At 47.8% G+C, this 17,889-nt stretch carries 17 protein-coding genes; 11 read left to right on the forward strand and 6 right to left on the reverse strand.

The genetic code is table 11. The features are described 5' to 3' along the window. Positions 1-7,458 carry a beta-ketoacyl synthase N-terminal-like domain-containing protein gene (locus NYE68_RS09430; protein ID WP_324635837.1) on the forward strand — a complete coding sequence of 2,486 codons (7,458 nt, stop codon included), beginning with the start codon at positions 1-3 and terminating at the stop codon, positions 7,456-7,458. Positions 7,459-7,594: 136 nt separating this feature from the next. Here the strand turns inward: NYE68_RS09430 and NYE68_RS09435 are convergent, their stop codons facing one another. Continuing rightward, positions 7,595-8,806: a cytochrome P450 gene (locus NYE68_RS09435; RefSeq protein WP_229041401.1), complete on the reverse strand. Its 1,212-nt coding sequence runs from the start codon at positions 8,804-8,806 to the stop codon at positions 7,595-7,597. Between the two features lie 288 nt (positions 8,807-9,094). Here NYE68_RS09435 and NYE68_RS09440 point away from each other — a divergent pair, with 288 nt between their 5' ends. Both NYE68_RS09440 and NYE68_RS09445 read left to right on the forward strand, forming a co-directional pair. After that, complete coding sequence (locus NYE68_RS09440) at positions 9,095-9,529, forward strand: NucA/NucB deoxyribonuclease domain-containing protein (protein WP_229041400.1); 435 nt, start codon at positions 9,095-9,097, stop codon at positions 9,527-9,529. A gap of 59 nt (positions 9,530-9,588) precedes the next feature. Then, complete coding sequence (locus NYE68_RS09445) at positions 9,589-10,344, forward strand: YoaK family protein (RefSeq protein WP_003154084.1); 756 nt, start codon at positions 9,589-9,591, stop codon at positions 10,342-10,344. A 33-nt stretch (positions 10,345-10,377) separates the two neighbouring features. Here the strand turns inward: NYE68_RS09445 and NYE68_RS09450 are convergent, their stop codons facing one another. Then, positions 10,378-10,740, reverse strand: a complete 363-nt coding sequence (locus NYE68_RS09450; RefSeq protein ID WP_324635836.1) for a hypothetical protein — start codon at positions 10,738-10,740, stop codon at positions 10,378-10,380. Positions 10,741-10,932: 192 nt separating this feature from the next. Next, a complete protein-coding gene (locus NYE68_RS09455; protein WP_015417518.1) occupies positions 10,933-12,261 on the reverse strand; it encodes a S8 family peptidase in 1,329 nt (442 codons plus the stop codon). Positions 12,262-12,439: 178 nt separating this feature from the next. Between NYE68_RS09455 and NYE68_RS09460 the strand changes: the two genes are divergently transcribed. From NYE68_RS09460 to NYE68_RS09470, 3 genes are all read left to right on the forward strand, one after another. After that, the gene (locus NYE68_RS09460; protein WP_015239897.1) at positions 12,440-12,673 is read left to right on the forward strand and encodes a hypothetical protein; all 234 of its coding nucleotides are present in this window, start codon (positions 12,440-12,442) and stop codon (positions 12,671-12,673) included. A gap of 255 nt (positions 12,674-12,928) precedes the next feature. Then, positions 12,929-13,636 carry a poly-gamma-glutamate hydrolase family protein gene (locus NYE68_RS09465; protein WP_007410381.1) on the forward strand — a complete coding sequence of 236 codons (708 nt, stop codon included), beginning with the start codon at positions 12,929-12,931 and terminating at the stop codon, positions 13,634-13,636. Between the two features lie 59 nt (positions 13,637-13,695). Beyond that, positions 13,696-14,148: an OsmC family protein gene (locus NYE68_RS09470; RefSeq protein WP_039251441.1), complete on the forward strand. Its 453-nt coding sequence runs from the start codon at positions 13,696-13,698 to the stop codon at positions 14,146-14,148. A gap of 13 nt (positions 14,149-14,161) precedes the next feature. Here NYE68_RS09470 and NYE68_RS09475 read toward each other — a convergent pair whose 3' ends face one another. The 3 genes from NYE68_RS09475 to NYE68_RS09485 form a co-directional block, all read right to left on the reverse strand. Beyond that, positions 14,162-14,515, reverse strand: a complete 354-nt coding sequence (locus NYE68_RS09475) for a multidrug efflux SMR transporter (protein ID WP_007410379.1) — start codon at positions 14,513-14,515, stop codon at positions 14,162-14,164. A gap of 17 nt (positions 14,516-14,532) precedes the next feature. Continuing rightward, positions 14,533-14,847: a multidrug efflux SMR transporter gene (locus NYE68_RS09480; RefSeq protein WP_007410378.1), complete on the reverse strand. Its 315-nt coding sequence runs from the start codon at positions 14,845-14,847 to the stop codon at positions 14,533-14,535. A 137-nt stretch (positions 14,848-14,984) separates the two neighbouring features. After that, on the reverse strand, positions 14,985-15,290 hold the full coding sequence (locus tag NYE68_RS09485) for a hypothetical protein (RefSeq protein ID WP_039251440.1): 306 nt from the start codon (positions 15,288-15,290) through the stop codon (positions 14,985-14,987). Between the two features lie 101 nt (positions 15,291-15,391). On the opposite strand from NYE68_RS09485, the gene NYE68_RS09490 reads away from it, so the two are divergent. From NYE68_RS09490 to NYE68_RS09510, 5 genes are all read left to right on the forward strand, one after another. Beyond that, a complete protein-coding gene (locus NYE68_RS09490) occupies positions 15,392-15,796 on the forward strand; it encodes a YmaF family protein (RefSeq protein WP_014417831.1) in 405 nt (134 codons plus the stop codon). Positions 15,797-15,893: 97 nt separating this feature from the next. Beyond that, positions 15,894-16,838, forward strand: a complete 945-nt coding sequence (miaA, locus tag NYE68_RS09495; protein WP_324635835.1) for a tRNA (adenosine(37)-N6)-dimethylallyltransferase MiaA — start codon at positions 15,894-15,896, stop codon at positions 16,836-16,838. A gap of 39 nt (positions 16,839-16,877) precedes the next feature. Then, positions 16,878-17,099 carry an RNA chaperone Hfq gene (hfq, locus tag NYE68_RS09500; protein ID WP_003154064.1) on the forward strand — a complete coding sequence of 74 codons (222 nt, stop codon included), beginning with the start codon at positions 16,878-16,880 and terminating at the stop codon, positions 17,097-17,099. Between the two features lie 96 nt (positions 17,100-17,195). Then, a complete protein-coding gene (locus tag NYE68_RS09505; protein WP_007611597.1) occupies positions 17,196-17,471 on the forward strand; it encodes a YmzC family protein in 276 nt (91 codons plus the stop codon). Between the two features lie 82 nt (positions 17,472-17,553). Beyond that, entirely contained in the window at positions 17,554-17,769 is a 216-nt protein-coding gene (locus NYE68_RS09510) for a hypothetical protein (RefSeq protein ID WP_003154062.1), read from the forward strand. Positions 17,770-17,889: the final 120 nt, after the last annotated feature.

Consider the following 17,889-nt stretch of genomic DNA (forward strand, 5'->3'; position numbering starts at 1 on the left):
TTGCAAAACACTGAAGATCTTCTTTACAAACTATTGGCAGGCCAGCTGAAATCTGTCGGATTTTTTACGGAAAACGAAACGCAGCCTGTCATGCAGGGGTTTTACGGCAGGTGGCTGGAAGAAAGCATCTCCATCTTGGTGCAAAAAGGCTTTTTGAAACAGTCAGGCAGTACGTATGTGTTAACAGGTCCGATAGAGCGTGCGGACGTTCTGTGGCAAGAATGGGATGAAAAGAAAGCTCCTTTACTCAAGGACAGCAGCAAACAGGCGATGATCACCTTAGTGGAGACCGCTCTCAGAGCTTTGCCGGATATTTTATCCGGCAGAGTTTCTGCCACTGATGTTCTGTTTCCTGATTCCTCAATGGAATTGGTGGAAGGAATCTATAAAAACAATGAAACGGCAGACTATTTTAATGAGGTGCTCGCTGACACATTGACGGCTTTCATTGAAGAACGCCTGAAAGAAGACCCGGACGCGGAAATCCGGATATTAGAGATCGGAGCGGGGACGGGCGGGACGAGCGCGGCCGTGTTCAAAAGATTAAAAGAGTACAAACATCATGTGAAAGAATATTGCTACACCGATCTGTCAAAGGCCTTTTTCATGCATGCTGAAAAAGAATACGGTCCCGACAATCCGTATTTGACTTATAAGCGGTTTAATGTGGAAGAGCCCCCGGCTTTGCAGGGTATAGAGGCGGGCGCATATGACGCGGTAATTGCGGCAAATGTGCTTCACGCGACAAAAAATATTAGGCGGACACTTCGCAATGCCAAAGCGGTGCTGAAAAAGAATGGGATTTTGCTATTAAATGAGATTAGCAGCCATTCGGTTTATTCTCACCTGACATTCGGTCTTTTGGAAGGCTGGTGGCTGTATGAAGACGCCGAACTGCGCATTCCCGGATGCCCGGGGCTGTATCCTGAAGCGTGGCAGTCTGCGCTGGAAAGCGAGGGATATCGGTACGTTACATTTATGGCGGAATCGTCACACCACCTCGGCCAGCAGATCGTGGCGGCAGAAAGCGACGGCGTCATCAGGCAAAAGCAGCCGGACGCGCAGGCGGTTGAAGAAACTGCGGCTTCCAAAGAGCCGGCTGATGTCACAGAACCGTCTTTCTCAGTCACAGACCGGACTGTGCAATTCATAAAAGAAACGTTAGCCAAGTCCATAAAGCTTGCTCCCGAGCGCATTCAGCCGGAAACGAGCTTTGAAAAATACGGCATCGACTCCATTTTGCAGGTGAATTTTATCCGCGAACTGGAAACATTGACGGGCGAGCTGCCGAAAACGGTCTTATTTGAACACACGAATACGAAAGAACTTGCCGAGTATTTGCTGGAAACTTACCCGGATAAGCTGCAACAGGCATTCGGAGCCGAACAAGCGCCTCCTGAAACAAAGCATCCGGAACCTGCAATGAATGAACCGGTGCCGCTTGTCACGGAAACGCGGCGGTTTATCACTGAACAAAAAGAGCCAAAAGCGCCAAAGCCGGAAACAGAAACCGTCACCGTTAATCGTTCTGATTGTGACGACATTGCCATTATCGGCATCAGCGGCCGCTATCCCGAGTCTGAAACCCTCGATGAGCTGTGGGAGCATTTAAAAGCCGGAGACAGCTGTATTACGGAAGCTCCGGAAAACAGATGGAAATCCGGTCTTCTGAAAACAATGGCAAAAGAAACACGAAAAGAAGAACGCAAAACACGGTACGGCGGATTTCTGCAGCATATTGACGCTTTTGACCATCACTTGTTTGACATCCGGGAAGACCATGTGATGGAGATGACGCCTGAGCTCCGTCTAAGCCTTGAAACCGTATGGGAAACATTTGAAAACGGAGGCTACTCGTTAGAAAGAGTAAACGAATGGCAGGAATCAGACAGCGGCATCGGTGTATTTATGGGCAGTATGTACAATCAATATTTCTGGAATATCCCGTCATTGGAAAAAGCTGCGCTCAGCTCTAACGGAGGGGATTGGCATATCGCCAACCGCATTTCCCACTTTTTCAATTTAACGGGCCCGAGCATGGGCGTTACGACCGCATGCTCCAGCTCACTGAGCGCCATTCATCTCGCCTGTGAAAGCCTGAAGCTTAACAGCTGTTCCATGGCGATTGCCGGAGGGGTCAATCTCACGCTTGAACCGTCTAAATATGATGCGCTCGAACGGGCGAATTTGCTTGAACAGGGAAGTGAAAGCAAAAGCTTCGGAACCGGCACGGGCCTGATGCCGGGAGAAGGAGTCGGGGCAGTGCTCTTGAAGCCGCTCTCCAAAGCGCTTGCCGACAAAGACCATATTTACGGGGTCATTAAAAGCAGCGCGTTGAGCCATAGCGGCGGAAGGCAGATGTACACGGCTCCGGATCCGAAACAGCAGGCGAAGCTCATGGCGTCTTCCATTGACAAGGCCGGAATCAATCCGGAAACAATCAGTTATGTTGAATCAGCGGCAAACGGCTCTGTATTGGGAGATCCGATTGAGGTCATTGCCCTGACAAATGCGTTCGCGCAATATACTGATAAAAAACGTTTTTGCGCGCTTGGATCCGTCAAGTCAAATCTCGGCCATTTAGAGGCGGCTTCCGGCATGTCCCAGCTCGCGAAAGTGCTGCTGCAAATGGAGCGGGAAACATTAGTCCCGACGATTAACGCAAAACCGCAAAATCCGAATATCAACCTTGAACAAACGGCTTTTTACCTGCAGGAAAAAAACGAGTATTGGGAGCGTATGAGGGATGCCGAAACGGGGGACATCATACCGCGGAGAAGCATGATTAATTCCTTCGGGGCAGGCGGGGCATATGCAAATCTCATCGTAGAAGAATATATCAGCCCGAATTCCGATCAGGCCCGTCACGGCGATGAGGAATATATTTTCCCTGTGTCAGCGAAAACAAAATGGAGTTTTGAAGCCTATCTTGACAGACTGGCGGCCTTTTTAGAAAAGACGCCATCTCTTCATCCGGCCGCCATCGCATCCGCGCTGCAAAAAAGAACGCATCATTCGGAGTATCGGGCGGCATTTACGGCTTCCTCCATTCAGGAACTGTTGGAAAAGCTGGCCGCTTACCGTATGGATCAGCGGAATCTCAATTTCTCCGATTCTGATATTGGCCGACGTGCGCGGCAATGGGAAAAAGGAGAGAATATCGCGTTTGATCAGTTGCAGCAAGAGCACGCCGTTCATCTGCCAGCCTACGCTTTTGACCACGGGACTTCTTTTCAATTCGGTGAATCAGAAAACGCTGCCGGCGTTCAGGCGGTATACAGTGATGACGATCCATACGTGAAAGGGCATCAATTCAGCGGAGAACCGGTACTCGTCGGCGCTACATATAACAGTCTGGCAGTCGATCGCTTTTGTGAAATTTTCCCTGAAGCGGAAGGAGGACAAATTAAAAAACTGAATTACGCGAGCCCCATTACCGTAAAAAAAGGCGATCGCATCGAGCTGAAAACAGAATCGAAACAAAATGGAGATGGATTTGAACTGAGCATAATGCACCGCAGCCGCACGTCTCCTGATTGGAGCATAGCGGCGTATGCCGAGTGCAGCCCGTATCTGTTTCAAAAGCAGCACGCGGATCTGGCGGCCATTCAGCGCTCTTACCGGGAAGTGAGCCGGATAGATGAGTTATACGGAGACGGAACGGGAACCGTCGTGTGGGGAGAAGAATTTAAAACGATCACCCGCCTGTACAAAGGCTCTGATGCCGTTTTAGCGAAAGTGAACCTGAACAATAGCGACTCACAACGAGCGCATCATTATGCCGTAAATCCATTAATCGCCAACAGTGCTTACTTGGCCTCGCTTTCTTTATTGGATCAAACGGAGGCGGAAAGCTATCTGCCGTTCGGCATTAATTCTGTCACCTTCAGCAGCCCTGAAGATCTTACCGATTGCTGGCTGCACATCAAGCTGGCCAAACAAACGGGGGAAATGATTCTGATTAACGCAGATGTCATCAGCAGCCGATCGGAAGTGGTGATGCGTTTTGAAGGCTATGCCCTGAAACGGTTCCGCCCGAAAACCGAACAGATGAATCAGCCGGCCCGAACGGCTGTTAAGAATGCGGGAGCACCGATTTCTGCCGGCAGTCTGACAGATGATATCCGCAGCTACGTCCTTGGCAAGCTCGCCAAGATGATGGATGAACCCGGGCCATCTCTTCGTTCTGACGCGAATATCATGGAATTGGGACTTGATTCAGCGAGCCTGATCGGGCTGACAAAAGAGATCGGCGAAGAGGCGGACATCGATGTGAATCCAACATTGTTTTTCGAGTATCCGACCGCGGAGGAGCTGACCCGCCACTTCGCGTCAGCATATGAGAGCAAGTTTTCTCAATTGCTTGCCGATCATAAGCATTTAGAAGAGGCCAGGGTCACGGAAACAGAAGAGCGCACTTTACCGAGGAAACAGCATACGCCTTGTGATAACGCCGATGTCAAGCAAGGAATCGCGATTATCGGTATGTCAGCTCAGTTTCCGCAATCCCCGGATATCCAGTCTTTTTGGGAGCACATCGTAAACGGGGATCACTGTATTACCGAAATTCCGGCGGACCGCTGGGACTGGCGCCGTTACGCCGGTGATGAGAATGACACGAGTCTCAGATGGGGCGGTTTTATTGATGGTGTCGGCGAATTTGACCCGCTCTTTTTCGGAATTTCTCCTAAAGAGGCATCACAAATGGGGCCGGAGCAGTTTCTGCTTTTGATGCATACATGGAAGGCAATGGAGGATGCGGGCCTGACAAATAAGGCGTTATCAAGCAGACCGACAGGCGTTTTCGTTGCCGCGGGCAACAGCGATCCGAACAATGGAACAGCCATTCCGTCCATCATTCCGAACAGAATATCATATGCCTTGAATTTACAAGGACCGAGTGAATATTACGAGGCTGCCTGCACGTCAACCCTGGTGGCATTGCACAGGGCGGTTCAATCAATACGTCATAACGAATGTGAGCAGGCTGTCGTGGGCGCCGCCAATATTCTGCAGTCGCCGAAGGGCTTTATCGGTTTTGATTCAATGGGGTATTTAAGCAAAAACGGCCGGGCGAAATCGTTCCAAAAAGATGCCGATGGCTTTGTCAGAAGCGAAGGGACGGGCATTATCATCATCAAACCGCTTGAGGCGGCAATTGAAGACGGCGATCATATTCACATGGTCATTAAAGGAACAGGAGTGTCTCACGGCGGTAAAGGCATGTCGCTTCACGCACCGAATCCGGCGGGAATGAAGGCCGCGATGAAAAAAGCGTACGAAGACACCGATGTTGATCCGCAAACCGTTACTTATATTGAAGCGCACGGCATTGCCTCCGAAATGGCAGATGCGCTGGAGTTTAATGCAATCAAAGCGGGTTACGGCGAGCCTGCAAATCAAGAGGAAAGCGCGCCTTGTTATATCAGCACCGTGAAACCTTGCATCGGGCACGGCGAACTCGCTTCCGGACTGGCCGCCCTTATAAAAGTGGCGATGGCCATGAAGCATCATACCATCCCGGGCATTCCCGGATTTACAGCTGCAAATGAGCAAATGGCCATTCAGAAAAGCCGCTTCCGTTTCACCGAAGACAATCAGGAATGGACACAGCTCACCGACCATACGGGCAGACCGATCCCGCGCCGGGCCGCAATTAACAGCTATGGCTTCGGCGGCATGAATGCGCATGTCGTCTTGGAACAGTACAACCCGCGCCATAAGGACAAAGAATCTGCGCAAGAACCGCAGCTTATCGTGCTTTCTGCTAAGAGCGAAGGGCGTCTTAAGGCGGCCGCAAGTCAGCTGGCTGATTTTGTGCAAACTGGAGATACTCCGTCATTGCGGGATATTGCTTATACGCTTCAGACCGGCCGTGAGGCGATGAACTGCCGCCTGGCACTCGTTGCCCGCAATCAAGATGAATTGCTGGAAAAACTGAAAGAGTACAGAGCATTTTCCGAAGAAGGCAATGGAATGAAAAGCTTCTTTACAGGCAGTCAGCAGACTGGATCAGGAGATATCGGCGTTTTACTGGAAGGGACTCTCGGTACAGTCGTCACAGAGACGCTGTTGGCTGAAAACAATCTCGAAAAGCTTGCATTTTGCTGGGTGAAAGGTGCGGATATACCGTGGGACAGACTCCACCAAGGCAAATCTGTTCAAAGAGTGCCGCTTCCGACATATCCTTTTGAAAACCATAAGTATTGGAACGGCGGTCAGTCAGAAGACATCAGCCTTGCACCGGTTTCACAGAATCCTCAGATCCGCTGCGGGAGCGCGGCTGACATTGTGGCAGACATTTTGGGGATGAAGGCAGCGGAAATTGATCAAAATAAGCCGCTGACTGAATACGGCTTCGATTCAATCTCCTCTATTCAGCTGTTGAAGAAACTTGAGGACGGAGACAGCCGCATCAGTCTGGAGGCTCTTCAGAAATGCAGCACTCTTCAGGAGATCGGCATGCTGTTAAAAACGAACCAATCGCAGGAGGCGGGCCGAAATTTTCCAGAACTCGTCAAGCTGAATGATAGAGAAAAAGGCCGTCCTGTTTTTTGGTTTCACGGCGGAACGGGAGGCGTGGAAGCATACCAGCCATTCGCCAAAAAGAGTCAGCGTCCTTTTTACGGCATCCAGGCAAGAGGTTTGACAGGGAAAGAGCCGCTGCAAGGAATCGAAGAGACGGCCGCTTCTTATAAGAGAATCATCCAAGCGGTACAGCCGAAAGGCCCTTATGACCTCGGCGGATATTCCTTGGGCGGCATGCTTGCATATGAAACCGCGCGCCTCTTGCAGGAGGAAGGTCATACGGTAAAAAGCGCCGTCATGATCGACACCCCGTACAGTGAAAAATGGAAAGAAAGAAAACCATCTGTTAAGTCAGTCATGCTGCAAACGATCAATACGATGCTTACAGCATATCTTAAGCCTGAAAACCTTGAAGAGGCATTAATCAGCAGAGAAGACATTACCGTCCAGGCTGAGGAAGAAGAAGTATTGAAAGAATTGATCGGCCTTGCCAAAAAGCGCGGTCTGCCAAAATCCGAAGAAGCAATCCGGATGCAGCTGGAGCAAATGATGAAGACGCAGCTCGCTTACGGAATGGAAGAGTATGACATGAAGCCGCTGCCTCATCCGGAAGCGCTGCAATGCTACTACTTCCGTAATAAAAGCGGTTTGTTCCTCGGAGATCTTGAACGTTATCTGACAGCAGAGGAAGAACAAATTCCGTTAGACCATGGTGCGTATTGGAAAGAATGGGAACGCCAGATGAAACAGTTTCACCTGCTGGACGTTCACTCTTCCAATCATGTCACGATGCTGTCGGAACCAAAGCCGCAAAACGCCATTAAGGCATTCTGTGAAAAACTGTACGCAAACAAAGGAACGATAAGCGCAAATTTCCTTAAATCTTTCAGAAAAAAGCTGGACGAAACAAATGAGTTGGTAAAACGGTAATAGAGAACGGCCGGAGCAATCCGGCCGCTTTTTTTATCCATATAGAACTAAATTTACTATGTACTAAATTTTCATTGTTGTATTGATTTCTGTTTATAAGACATTAAAAAAACCCCCGATAAACAGGGGGGCGATATTAAAATCTGACAGGCAATGTTTCAAGCCCTCTCAAAAACACATTTTTTCTCCATGTTACATCCTCGGGCGCGCCTTTCAGCTCTATATTCGGAAATCGTTTTAAAAGCGCAGTAAAGGCAATGGATGCTTCCATCCGGGCGAGCGGAGCCCCCAGACAAAAATGAATGCCGAATCCAAAAGAGATATGACGGTTCGGTGTTCTCGCTATATTTAATGTATCAGGATCATCAAAATATTCCGGGTCCCGATTGGCTGAACCGATGCCGATAAATATCATATCGCCTTTTTTAATGGAAACATCTTTATAGGTGAAATCTTCAATCGCCCATCGATTTGCCATCATGATGACGGGAGAGGTATAACGCAAAAGCTCTTCGACCGCCGTCTGGATATTTTCCGGCTGCCGCTTTATCTTCTCCATCTGGTCTTTGTGCAGAAGAAGCGCCAGGGTGCCGGAGCCGAGAAGGTTAACCGTTGTTTCAAGCCCGGCAACGACTAACAAAAACAGCATGGAATACAGCTCTGATTCACTTAGCTTTTGGCCGTCCTCTTCAGCGTAAATAAGCTTGCTTGTCAAGTCTTCACCCGGATGTTTTCTTTTTTCTTCGATCAGTGTTTTCATATATTGTTTAAATTCTTTGAGAGCCTGGTTGGTCGCATCTTGTCCGCTTTCTGACGTGTCGACCATTGCGTTTGTCCACACTTGAAATTTGGCGCGGTCCTCTTTCGGAATCCCGAGCAGTTCGGAAATGACGATAAACGGAAGCGGTGCGGCGAAATCTCTCATGATATCAGGATCTGCTTTTGTTTCCATTTCATCCAGCAGCTCTTCTGTGATCTGCTCTATCCCGGTGCGAAGCTGCTCAATCATCCGGGGAGTGAACCCCTGATGCACCAAAGAGCGAAGACGTGAATGATCCGGAGGGTCTTTTGCCAGCATATGATCTGAGACAAAATCGATATCTTCACTGACATTCAGCTTCGCGATCAGCTCCTTCGGCATGACCCGTTTTACATCTCTCGTAATTCTGCCGTCTTTTAAAAACGCCATACAATCATCATAACGCGTGATGAGCCAAGCCGGAAAGGTGCCTCCGAAACGCTGCAGTTCGAATTTATGTATGGGGTCCTGCGCTCTGAATCTGCTTAAAACCGCAAAAGGGTTTTCGTGAAACTCGGGTGAGTGTGGGTGAAACATTGTTTTTTCCATCTGGATTTCCCCGCCTTCATGTTTTTGAAAAGACATAACAAACAGCCGGTGCCTGCCGACCGGACGGCATTCCTCCTTTTATCTGCCGAAGACACTGATCACAACGGCTCATAAGTATGTCTAAAATATATAAGGAAACAGAAGCCGGTTCAATAGACAAATCGTAAAGCCGCCATTTTCGTTGATTATCAACAAAACAGCAAACTTTTTTTGCCATTTCATCATGTGTGTTAAATCCGGCTAATATACATATTTACGCTTCATATCAACTTCTTAAGGAGGATGTGAATGAATGCGTTTATGAAATGGGCGGCAAGTCTGCTTTTGGTGATCTCTCTTCAGTTCGGCCTTACGGGCGCCGGTATCCATTCGGACAGTGCTGCTCATGCCGCATCCCGATACGATCAGGTGCTGTATTTCCCGCTGTCAAAATATCCGGAGACGGGAAATCATATAAAAGACGCCATTTCGGCAGGTCATTCTGAGATTTGTACAATTGATCGGGGCGGAGCAGAGAATAGAAGGAAAGAATCATTGAAAGGAATTCCGACAAAGCCCGGGTTTGACCGTGATGAATGGCCCATGGCAGTCTGCACAGAAGGCGGGGCGGGGGCTGATGTCAGATATGTAACCCCGTCGGATAACCGCGGGGCCGGTTCGTGGGTTGGAAATCAAATGAGCGGATATTCCGACGGCACGAGAGTATTATTTATCGTTCAGTAGCTTCTCCGGTTCGCCGGAGTTTTTTTATGCTCTGAAAAAGCGGCACGCCGGCTGGACATATGAAATGGCAAAGAGTAAACTTATATGTTGGAATCAGCATGAGAAAGGATTGGATCACATTGACAGTGACTACATACCGAAATATTGCACTTTTACTTCTTTGTTTAACAGCGGGAATTGTGGATGTGATCGGTTATTTAAGCCTGGGACATATCTTTACCGCCAATATGACGGGGAACATCGTTCTGTTCGGCCTGGCGATCGGCAACTCGTGGCACCTTGCCGTACTCAAATCGTTAACCTCGTTAATCGGATTTATTGCCGGCGTTATTGCCGCGGCCCTGCTTGTGGGCAATAAAAAGAAATCATTCTGGCCCCCTGCGGTAACTGCCGCTTTAGCTATTGAAGGAGCTGTTTTGCTGCTGTTTGCTTTGTTCTCCTGCTTTTTTGCAGATGCCATTTCTGTTTATGTGCTGATTATGCTGCTCAGCTTCGCAATGGGAATGCAGACGACAGCCGCGAGAAAACTTGGTGTAGCGGGGATTTCCACGACCGTATTAACGGGAACGCTCGCTAATTTTTTTGAAGATCTCACCGCAAGGTTTTACAAAGCGGACAAGCGGAAGCAGTTTACGAGAGATGCTGTATTGCGCGCGCTTGCCTTGGTGCTGTATTGCTTTGGGGCGGTCATCGGTGCATTCGCTGAACCGGATTATAAGTTTGCCGTGATCTGGCTCCCGATTATCATTATTTTAGGCATTATGCTTTGCGCATTCACGATGTTCCACGGATATTCAGAAGAAAAAAACCAATAAAAAAACGCCGCTGATTCAGGGCGTTTTTTCTTTTTATTGCTCTTTCCGGGTCCCGATTGTATAAACGGCCCGATCTGTATGTACCTTTAATCCGTCTTGCTCCTTTTGGATGGTGATGTCGCCGAGCAGAGGGATTTCATACGCATCTTGGGGAAGCGGGACATTTCCTTCCTCCGTATAGGTTGTGCCGTGCCCTTTTAAGACGAGTTCTTCGTCCGCTACATAGTCATCGGGATGGTTTGTCCGGCGGACGAGAACATCATCAAGTTGAAGCATGATCTGGTCCATATCAGAAATCTCGTTTCGGCTGTCTGTCAGCTCTCCTTTTCTGATATCAAGCGTTTGTCCGATCTGTTTTTGCAGCCATTCAGACAATTCGGTGTTTGTAAGTGCCATTGTGATTCCTCCTTTTATCTACACCATACTTATTCCCTATTTTTTTAGAAATACACTGCCTTGCATTGATCTTTTTTTCTGACAGCCGGTTCTGAAGCGTTCCGAGTTCCTTCATTATAAATGTTTCATCTGTTCACCTGAAAAACGGAGTCATCTGCAGGTTTAGACGACCCCGTTCTCATGATAAAAAGGTTACTCTTTCGGCACGGCGTTTTCAGCGTTAACTGCGCCCGCTCCGTAAATGTTCGGATCTTCATTTGTCCATTGATCCGGACTTTGTTTGATCAGTGTTTTCACTTCGTCAGGCGAAAGCTGCGGGTTCTGCTGAAGGATTAAGGCGGCAATTCCCGCACAGATCGGAGTGGCCATGGACGTGCCCGACAGACTGAAATACAAGGAGCCTACACGGTTTGATTTCTGTAATTTGTCAAGGTATGAACGCGGAGAACGGAGAGATACGATATCGACCCCGGGCGCAAGAATGTCAGGCTTCTCTTTTCCGTACACCGTCGGGCCGCGGCTTGAGAAAGAAGCGACCGTATCGTCCTCATTGCTGGCCGTATCATTGTCATCATAGGCGCCTACCGTGATGACCTTCTCGCTGACACCGGGGCTTGAAATCGTTTGAGCTTCCGGACCGGAGTTGCCCGCGGCGACGCAGACGACGATTCCTTCATTCCATGCCTCCTCAACGGCTTTGACGAGCGGGTCGTCCGTTTCTTTATCATATCTGAGCGCATCTCCGCCCAGTGACATGCTGATGATTCTGATCGGATTCTTTGTGTGTTCTTTATTATATTGTATGCACCATTCCACACCTTCAATGATATCAGCCAAGGTTCCTGATCCTGATTTGTTTAAAACCTTGACTCCGATCAGATCAGCTTCCGGCGCCGGCCCCTGATATTTACCGGAAGATGAAGCGCCGCTGCTTGCGATATCACCGGCGCAATGGGTGCCGTGTCCGTTGTCATCATACGGTTCTGTCTTTTGGTTGACAAAGTCCGCAAATCCGATAACTCTGCCTTCTAAATCGGGATGCTGATAGATTCCGGTATCAATAACGGCGACGGTTACGCCTTTTCCTGTTAATACGGTGCCGTTACGGGTCACTTCTTTTGCATGAGACGATTCAGCTGCCGTATCAAGGAGCGCTTTTACTTCACGGTTTAAATAGATTTTACGGATATCCCGGCATTGCGAAAGAAGCATGTGAAGGGCGGATGGAGTGACTTCGGCGCTGCAGCAATTGATTGTTTGAAACTGCTTTTTTATGGTGCAGCGTTTTTCTTTTGATAAGACCTGTCCTGTGCTGTGAAAACCGGATTCATGGCAGCCCTCTTCAAATTCAATGATGACTGACATTTTCTTTCTGTTTTTCACCTTTTTTTCGAAAAACTTGTGCAAAAAGCAAGGTGTCCATTTGAAAGGTTTATATAACTGTAATACGTTTTCTCTGAGCGGCCAGTCCAGCTTATGAGCATTTGACCGCACCATTTGTACCATTGAGTAACCAAACATATATACTTTTCCTCCCATTCTGGCGATTCTCTCTATACCATATGAACAGGCCGTATGTTCGGTCAGTTTGTTTGTCCTTCAGGAGCGCTGGTTACTTGCGGCTTTTTCAGGAGAAGAAATCGAGTTGAAACGGAACTTTTGTTCGTTTATAGTGAAGCCGGCGGAAGGAGGTATATACATGAACATAATATTGAGACATTCCTTGGAAAAACAGCTTCCGATTGATATTATATATATGAAAAAAGACGGCTCCATTTCAAAACGGACCATTATGATAAAAAAAGGGGATGAGCGGGCTGTAACGGCATTTTGCTGTACAAAAAGGCAGATGAGAACTTTTTTGACGGGCTCCATTCTGTCCTGTGCATTTGCTTCGGGAGGCGGATATTCATTTTTAAAAGCGTATTCTTGATGCCGTCCGTTTCCGGCCGTGAATCTCCCGCCCCTGAAAATTCGGGCGTTCCTCCCTTTTTTTTTGCCCTCTCTCAACCTTTTTTCACTGATGTCCGGCATTTGAGCGCTTGAACCGTGACAATCCATTGATTTTTCGAAACCGGGAAGTTTTTCACTGATGATAATGTTAATAGAATGTTAAGATAAGACCTATTGACAAAAATCCATATAATGAACATGTCATTTTTCAGAAAGGAGCAAAGAAGGAGAGCTGATGAAAAGAATTTTACTTAATGTCATCATTATCGTAGCAATGGTCTTACTAATAAGATGTGCTCATTATGCGTCAGACCCTGATCCCTCGAATTCTTCTGATACATACACAGATTTTAAAGATTTGGCTGAACATGAAGACCCCGATGATTATCATATATCGTACAATAAGCGAAAGGGGAGCCCCGTATTGATCATGTCGCCGCACGGAGGGAGAATTGAGGGCGGGGTGAGCGAGATCGTCCGCTCTTTCAGAGATGATTATTCAACCTATCTGTTTGAGGGATTAAAAACGCATGATAACCAGACTCTTCATATTACGAGCACCAGGTTCGATGAGCCTTCAGCAGTCGAAAGCATTAAGCAGCACCATTATGTTATCGCAGTTCACGGTTATAAAGGCGACGAGAAAAATACTCTTGTCGGAGGAAGCGACCGGAAGCGGGCGAAAAAATTGGTGAGAGCTCTCGAACGAAACGGATTTTCTGCAGAATTGGCAACCTCAAAAACCGGTCTGGCCGGGGTTGACACCGAAAATATCAATAACCAGGCGCAAACCGGGCTGAGCATACAGCTTGAGATCAGCAGAGAACAGCGGGAAGCGTTTTTTGATAATTTTGATTACCGCGAAAGGGAATTCACAAAAACGGAGGAATTTTACCGGTTTGTCCGTACGATAAAAAGAGTGATCAATCAAGAGTATTCGTAAGCTTAAAAAAAGACAAACGAGTGAAAGATGAGTAAACTGAAAAAAAGGAGGTTTGTCCCTTGGCAAAACATCACTTTTATTTAAAAGCAAATTGGCCCGGAAATCGCAATGACGTCGGCGATATTAAAAGCGGCCGGCTGGAAACGGCTGTGTCCATTCCTAAGGAAATGGACGGACCCGGAGAAGGCACAAATCCTGATGAAATGCTGCTTGGAGCGGCCGCGACCTGTTATATTATAACGCTTGCGGCGATGATGGAAAGAAGCGGCCTGGATAAAGAAGATCTACATATGGAATCTGAAGGAATTGTAGACGTCACGAACGGTGTGTTCACGTACCAGAAAATCATTCACCGTCCGTTTATATTATTAAAGCCGGGTGCAGCCGAAACGGACTTTACGCTCGCCAGGAAGTTAGCGCAAAAAGCGGAGTCCTCATGTATGATTTCACGAGCGGTCCAAGGAAACGTGGAGATGGAGCTTGAGGTTGAAGTAAAAGCTGCCCGCGCTTGACGAGTTCAAACGGTCAGCTCCGGGCCGTTTGATTTTTTTTAGCTTTTTGAGACTTGGAACGGTTCAGCAGGATGACGCCCGTGATGACCAAAACAAGCCCGATCATCATTTTGACTGTCATGGCCTCCTTAAAAACAAAAAAGCCGACAATTGCCGTTAAAGCGGTGCCGACACCTGACCATGTCGCATATGCGGCGGATAAATCAAGGCTTTTCAAAGAGAAGCTCAAAAACATAAAAGAGGCTCCGATTCCGGCAATGACGCCGAGAGCGGGCCACAGGTGCGTAAAACCGTCCGACAGCTTCAGCATCGTGCTCCCGAACACTTCTGATACAATGGCTAATGCCAAGCAAAGTAATCCTTTCATCAGCATGCCTCTCCTTTCTACCAATTCATCAAAATGACACCGGCTAATAAGAAAAAGAGTCCGATGACGGCCTGCTTGTCCAGTTTTTCATGAAACCATTTCGCTCCGATAATGGATGCGAGCACCGTTCCGGCTCCGCTCCATGTTGCATAGGATAAGCTAAGCGGAATGAGATTCAGTGTCAGTGAAAGCATATAAAAGGCCAATGAATAGCCTGCCACTACAAGCGCGCTCGGCAAAAACCGCGTAAATCCGCGGGAGACCTTCAGCATGGCCGCGCCGATTGACTCTGATAAAATAGCAATTGTGAGGAAGATATAACCCAGAATCATATCAAATCCCCCTCTCATCATAATCCTTATGCCTTTTGTTTAAGGCAGTAAAATAAAATAATATCCGAACTTTGCCCGCCAAGTCAAGACATTAGGCCTATATAAAAAGGCCCCCGGGGAGGAGCCTTTTTGATTCGTCAATAGTAATACGGATAACCTCCGTACGGATAGCCGTAGCCGTAACCCCCGTACAGGTACGGATTGAATAAAGCGCTTCCGACAAGCCCCCCGACAAGCCCTCCGACAAACGGTCCGCCGTAAAAACCAAACGGCCGTCCGAATCCATAACCAAACCAAGGCCGGCCAAATCCAAAACCCGGCCGTCCGAATCCAAATCCGAACCCGGGACGTCCGAATCCGAAGCCCGGCCGTCCGAACCCAAATCCAGGCCGCCCAAACGGTCTCATATCACTATCTGCTGCGTATGTGTATTCTTCATTCATAATTAAGGTACCTCCAAGAATAAATTTGAGATGATAACAGAGTATTCAGCCCACCAATTTTTGATTGGGCGTTTATCAAAAAAATAAAGGAGTGAGCTTTTGTGGGCCTGTATCAGTCCGATTGGTCAAAAAAACCTCCGCACACACACGCATACCGGGCGGTTACGGATGTAGTGCAGGGGCATTACCATTTGATCGAAGGCTTTTCGCAGCCGGAGAACGGCAGCAATACAGATGAGCATACACATTTCTATACGGGCATCACCTCGTTTGAAAACGGCCATTTTCATAGGTATTACGGCATTTCCGGCCCTGCCATCCCGAGGGTTGACGGAACACATTACCATGAGCTTTCAGAGACCACCTTTGCCGCCTACAATGAGCCGATTCAGATCCAGCACGGCGGCGTCGTTTACGATCCGCGGGAGGAAGGACGGAAAACGCACCGCCATACACTCAAAGGAAAAACGAGAGAGGTTGTCGGAAACGAGCCGATCGGGTGGTAGCGACGTTTAGCGCTCAGGAAAAAGGGCAAAATGGATAGGTGCCTGAAGAAATGAATGCTATAATTAGGGGGAGATTTATAAAAGAGAGTGATACATATTGAAAAATAAAAAACAGCCTGTCGTCATACTTGTCGGACCGACGGCAGTCGGAAAAACAAAACTAAGCATCGGACTCGCGAAAATGCTGAATGCGGAAATCATCAGCGGAGATTCCATGCAGGTATATAAAGGGATGGACATCGGAACGGCCAAAGTCACCGAAGAAGAGACAGAAGGCGTGCCGCATCACCTGATTGATATTTTGGAGCCGTCCGACACTTTTTCAACGGCGGATTATCAAAAAATGGTGAGGGGAAAAATCACCGAGATTGCCGATAGAGGAAAGCTGCCGATGATTGTCGGAGGGACGGGTCTGTACATTCAGTCCGTGCTGTATGACTATACGTTCACGGAAAACTCCGGCGACCCTGTATTCCGGGAGCGCATGGAGAAATTGGCGGCTGAAGAAGGGGCGGAAGCGCTTCATGCCAAGCTTGCGGCAGCCGACCCGGAAGCGGCGGCAGCCATTCATCAAAACAATACGCGAAGAGTCATCCGCGCGCTCGAAATCTTGCATGTATCGGGAAAAACAATGTCAGAGCATCTTAAAACCCAAAAACGGGAGCTGCTTTACAATGCGGTTCTTATCGGTCTTACAATGGACAGAGAAGTGCTGTACGGCCGGATTAACGAGCGCGTTGACCTGATGCTGGAAACCGGCCTTCTTGACGAAGTAAAGCGGCTGTATGATATGAATATACGGGACAGCCAATCGATTCAGGCGATCGGCTATAAAGAGCTGTATGAATATCTTGATGGAAAAGTGCCGCTCCCTCAGGCTGTGGAGCAATTAAAACAAAATTCAAGGCGATATGCGAAACGCCAGCTGACCTGGTTTCGCAATAAAATGCCCGTTTCATGGACAGATATGACGCCGCCTGTTGATATTGAGCAGAAAAAAAAGGAAATTTTCCAGTGCATAGCAGGAAAACTGGAAATTTAATCGAAACAGTATTGTATTGAGAACCAAGGAGGACGAAACATGAAACCGATTAATATTCAAGATCAGTTTTTGAATCAAATCCGAAAAGACAATACGTTCGTCACGGTGTTTTTACTCAACGGCTTCCAGCTTCGCGGCCAGGTAAAAGGCTTTGACAACTTTACCGTTTTGCTCGAAACGGAGGGGAAGCAGCAGCTTATTTATAAACATGCCATCTCCACGTTCGCCCCGCAAAAAAACGTCCAGCTTGAGCTTGAATAGACTTTTTGAAAAAGACCATGAACAATGGTCTTTTTCTATGCGCATCTGTATATTGCAGGCTGTATATCGGAAACATAAAAGGGGGTTCGGAAAATCGTGTTCGAAAGTGAAAATGAACTGAGAAGAATCAGGATTACGCTCGTTTGGATCGCTGTTTTTTTGCTGTTTGGAGCTTGCAGCAATCATGAGACGGTGGTGACGGATGATGACGGCGGCTCAACGGATACCGAACCGCAGACAGAAGGCATGGTGCAGCTGGAACATAATCGTTTCGGCATCGTTGAGGACGGTTACTTAAAAATATACCGCTATGATGAAAAAACGAATAAAATCGAACTGAAAAAAGAAACGGCGCTGGATGAGCTTGAATAAATTTCACAAGCGTTCGAATTTACAAAGCGGGCCGCACAAGCTACACTAAGTACTGACATTGATCATGCAGAGGGTGAGACGATTGAAACACAAGGTGATAATCAACCATTGGGAAGAAACTTGTGAAGATGATTCCTGCTATGAATATGGAACCAGCATCATCGTTGACGGCAAAGAACTGATCAGAGAGGCTTCCATCACAAGCGCTCTGAAAGCCGTACTGAAAGAAATCGGTGCTGATGTGGAGATTGAAGAAACCGTTGAAAGCGAAAAAAAATGTGATTCTTACAAAAAATAAGAATAAAAGTCTAGACTACTAAGCAGTTTTTTTTCATGTTATGATAGACATCGGCTTACACATGACACCTTGAGTAGGATGAGAGATGATTCTCGTTCTGCTCTCTTTTTTGGGCGTTAA

Source organism: Bacillus sp. FSL R5-0447 (assembly GCF_038606125.1).
GTDB lineage: Bacteria > Bacillota > Bacilli > Bacillales > Bacillaceae > Bacillus > Bacillus velezensis.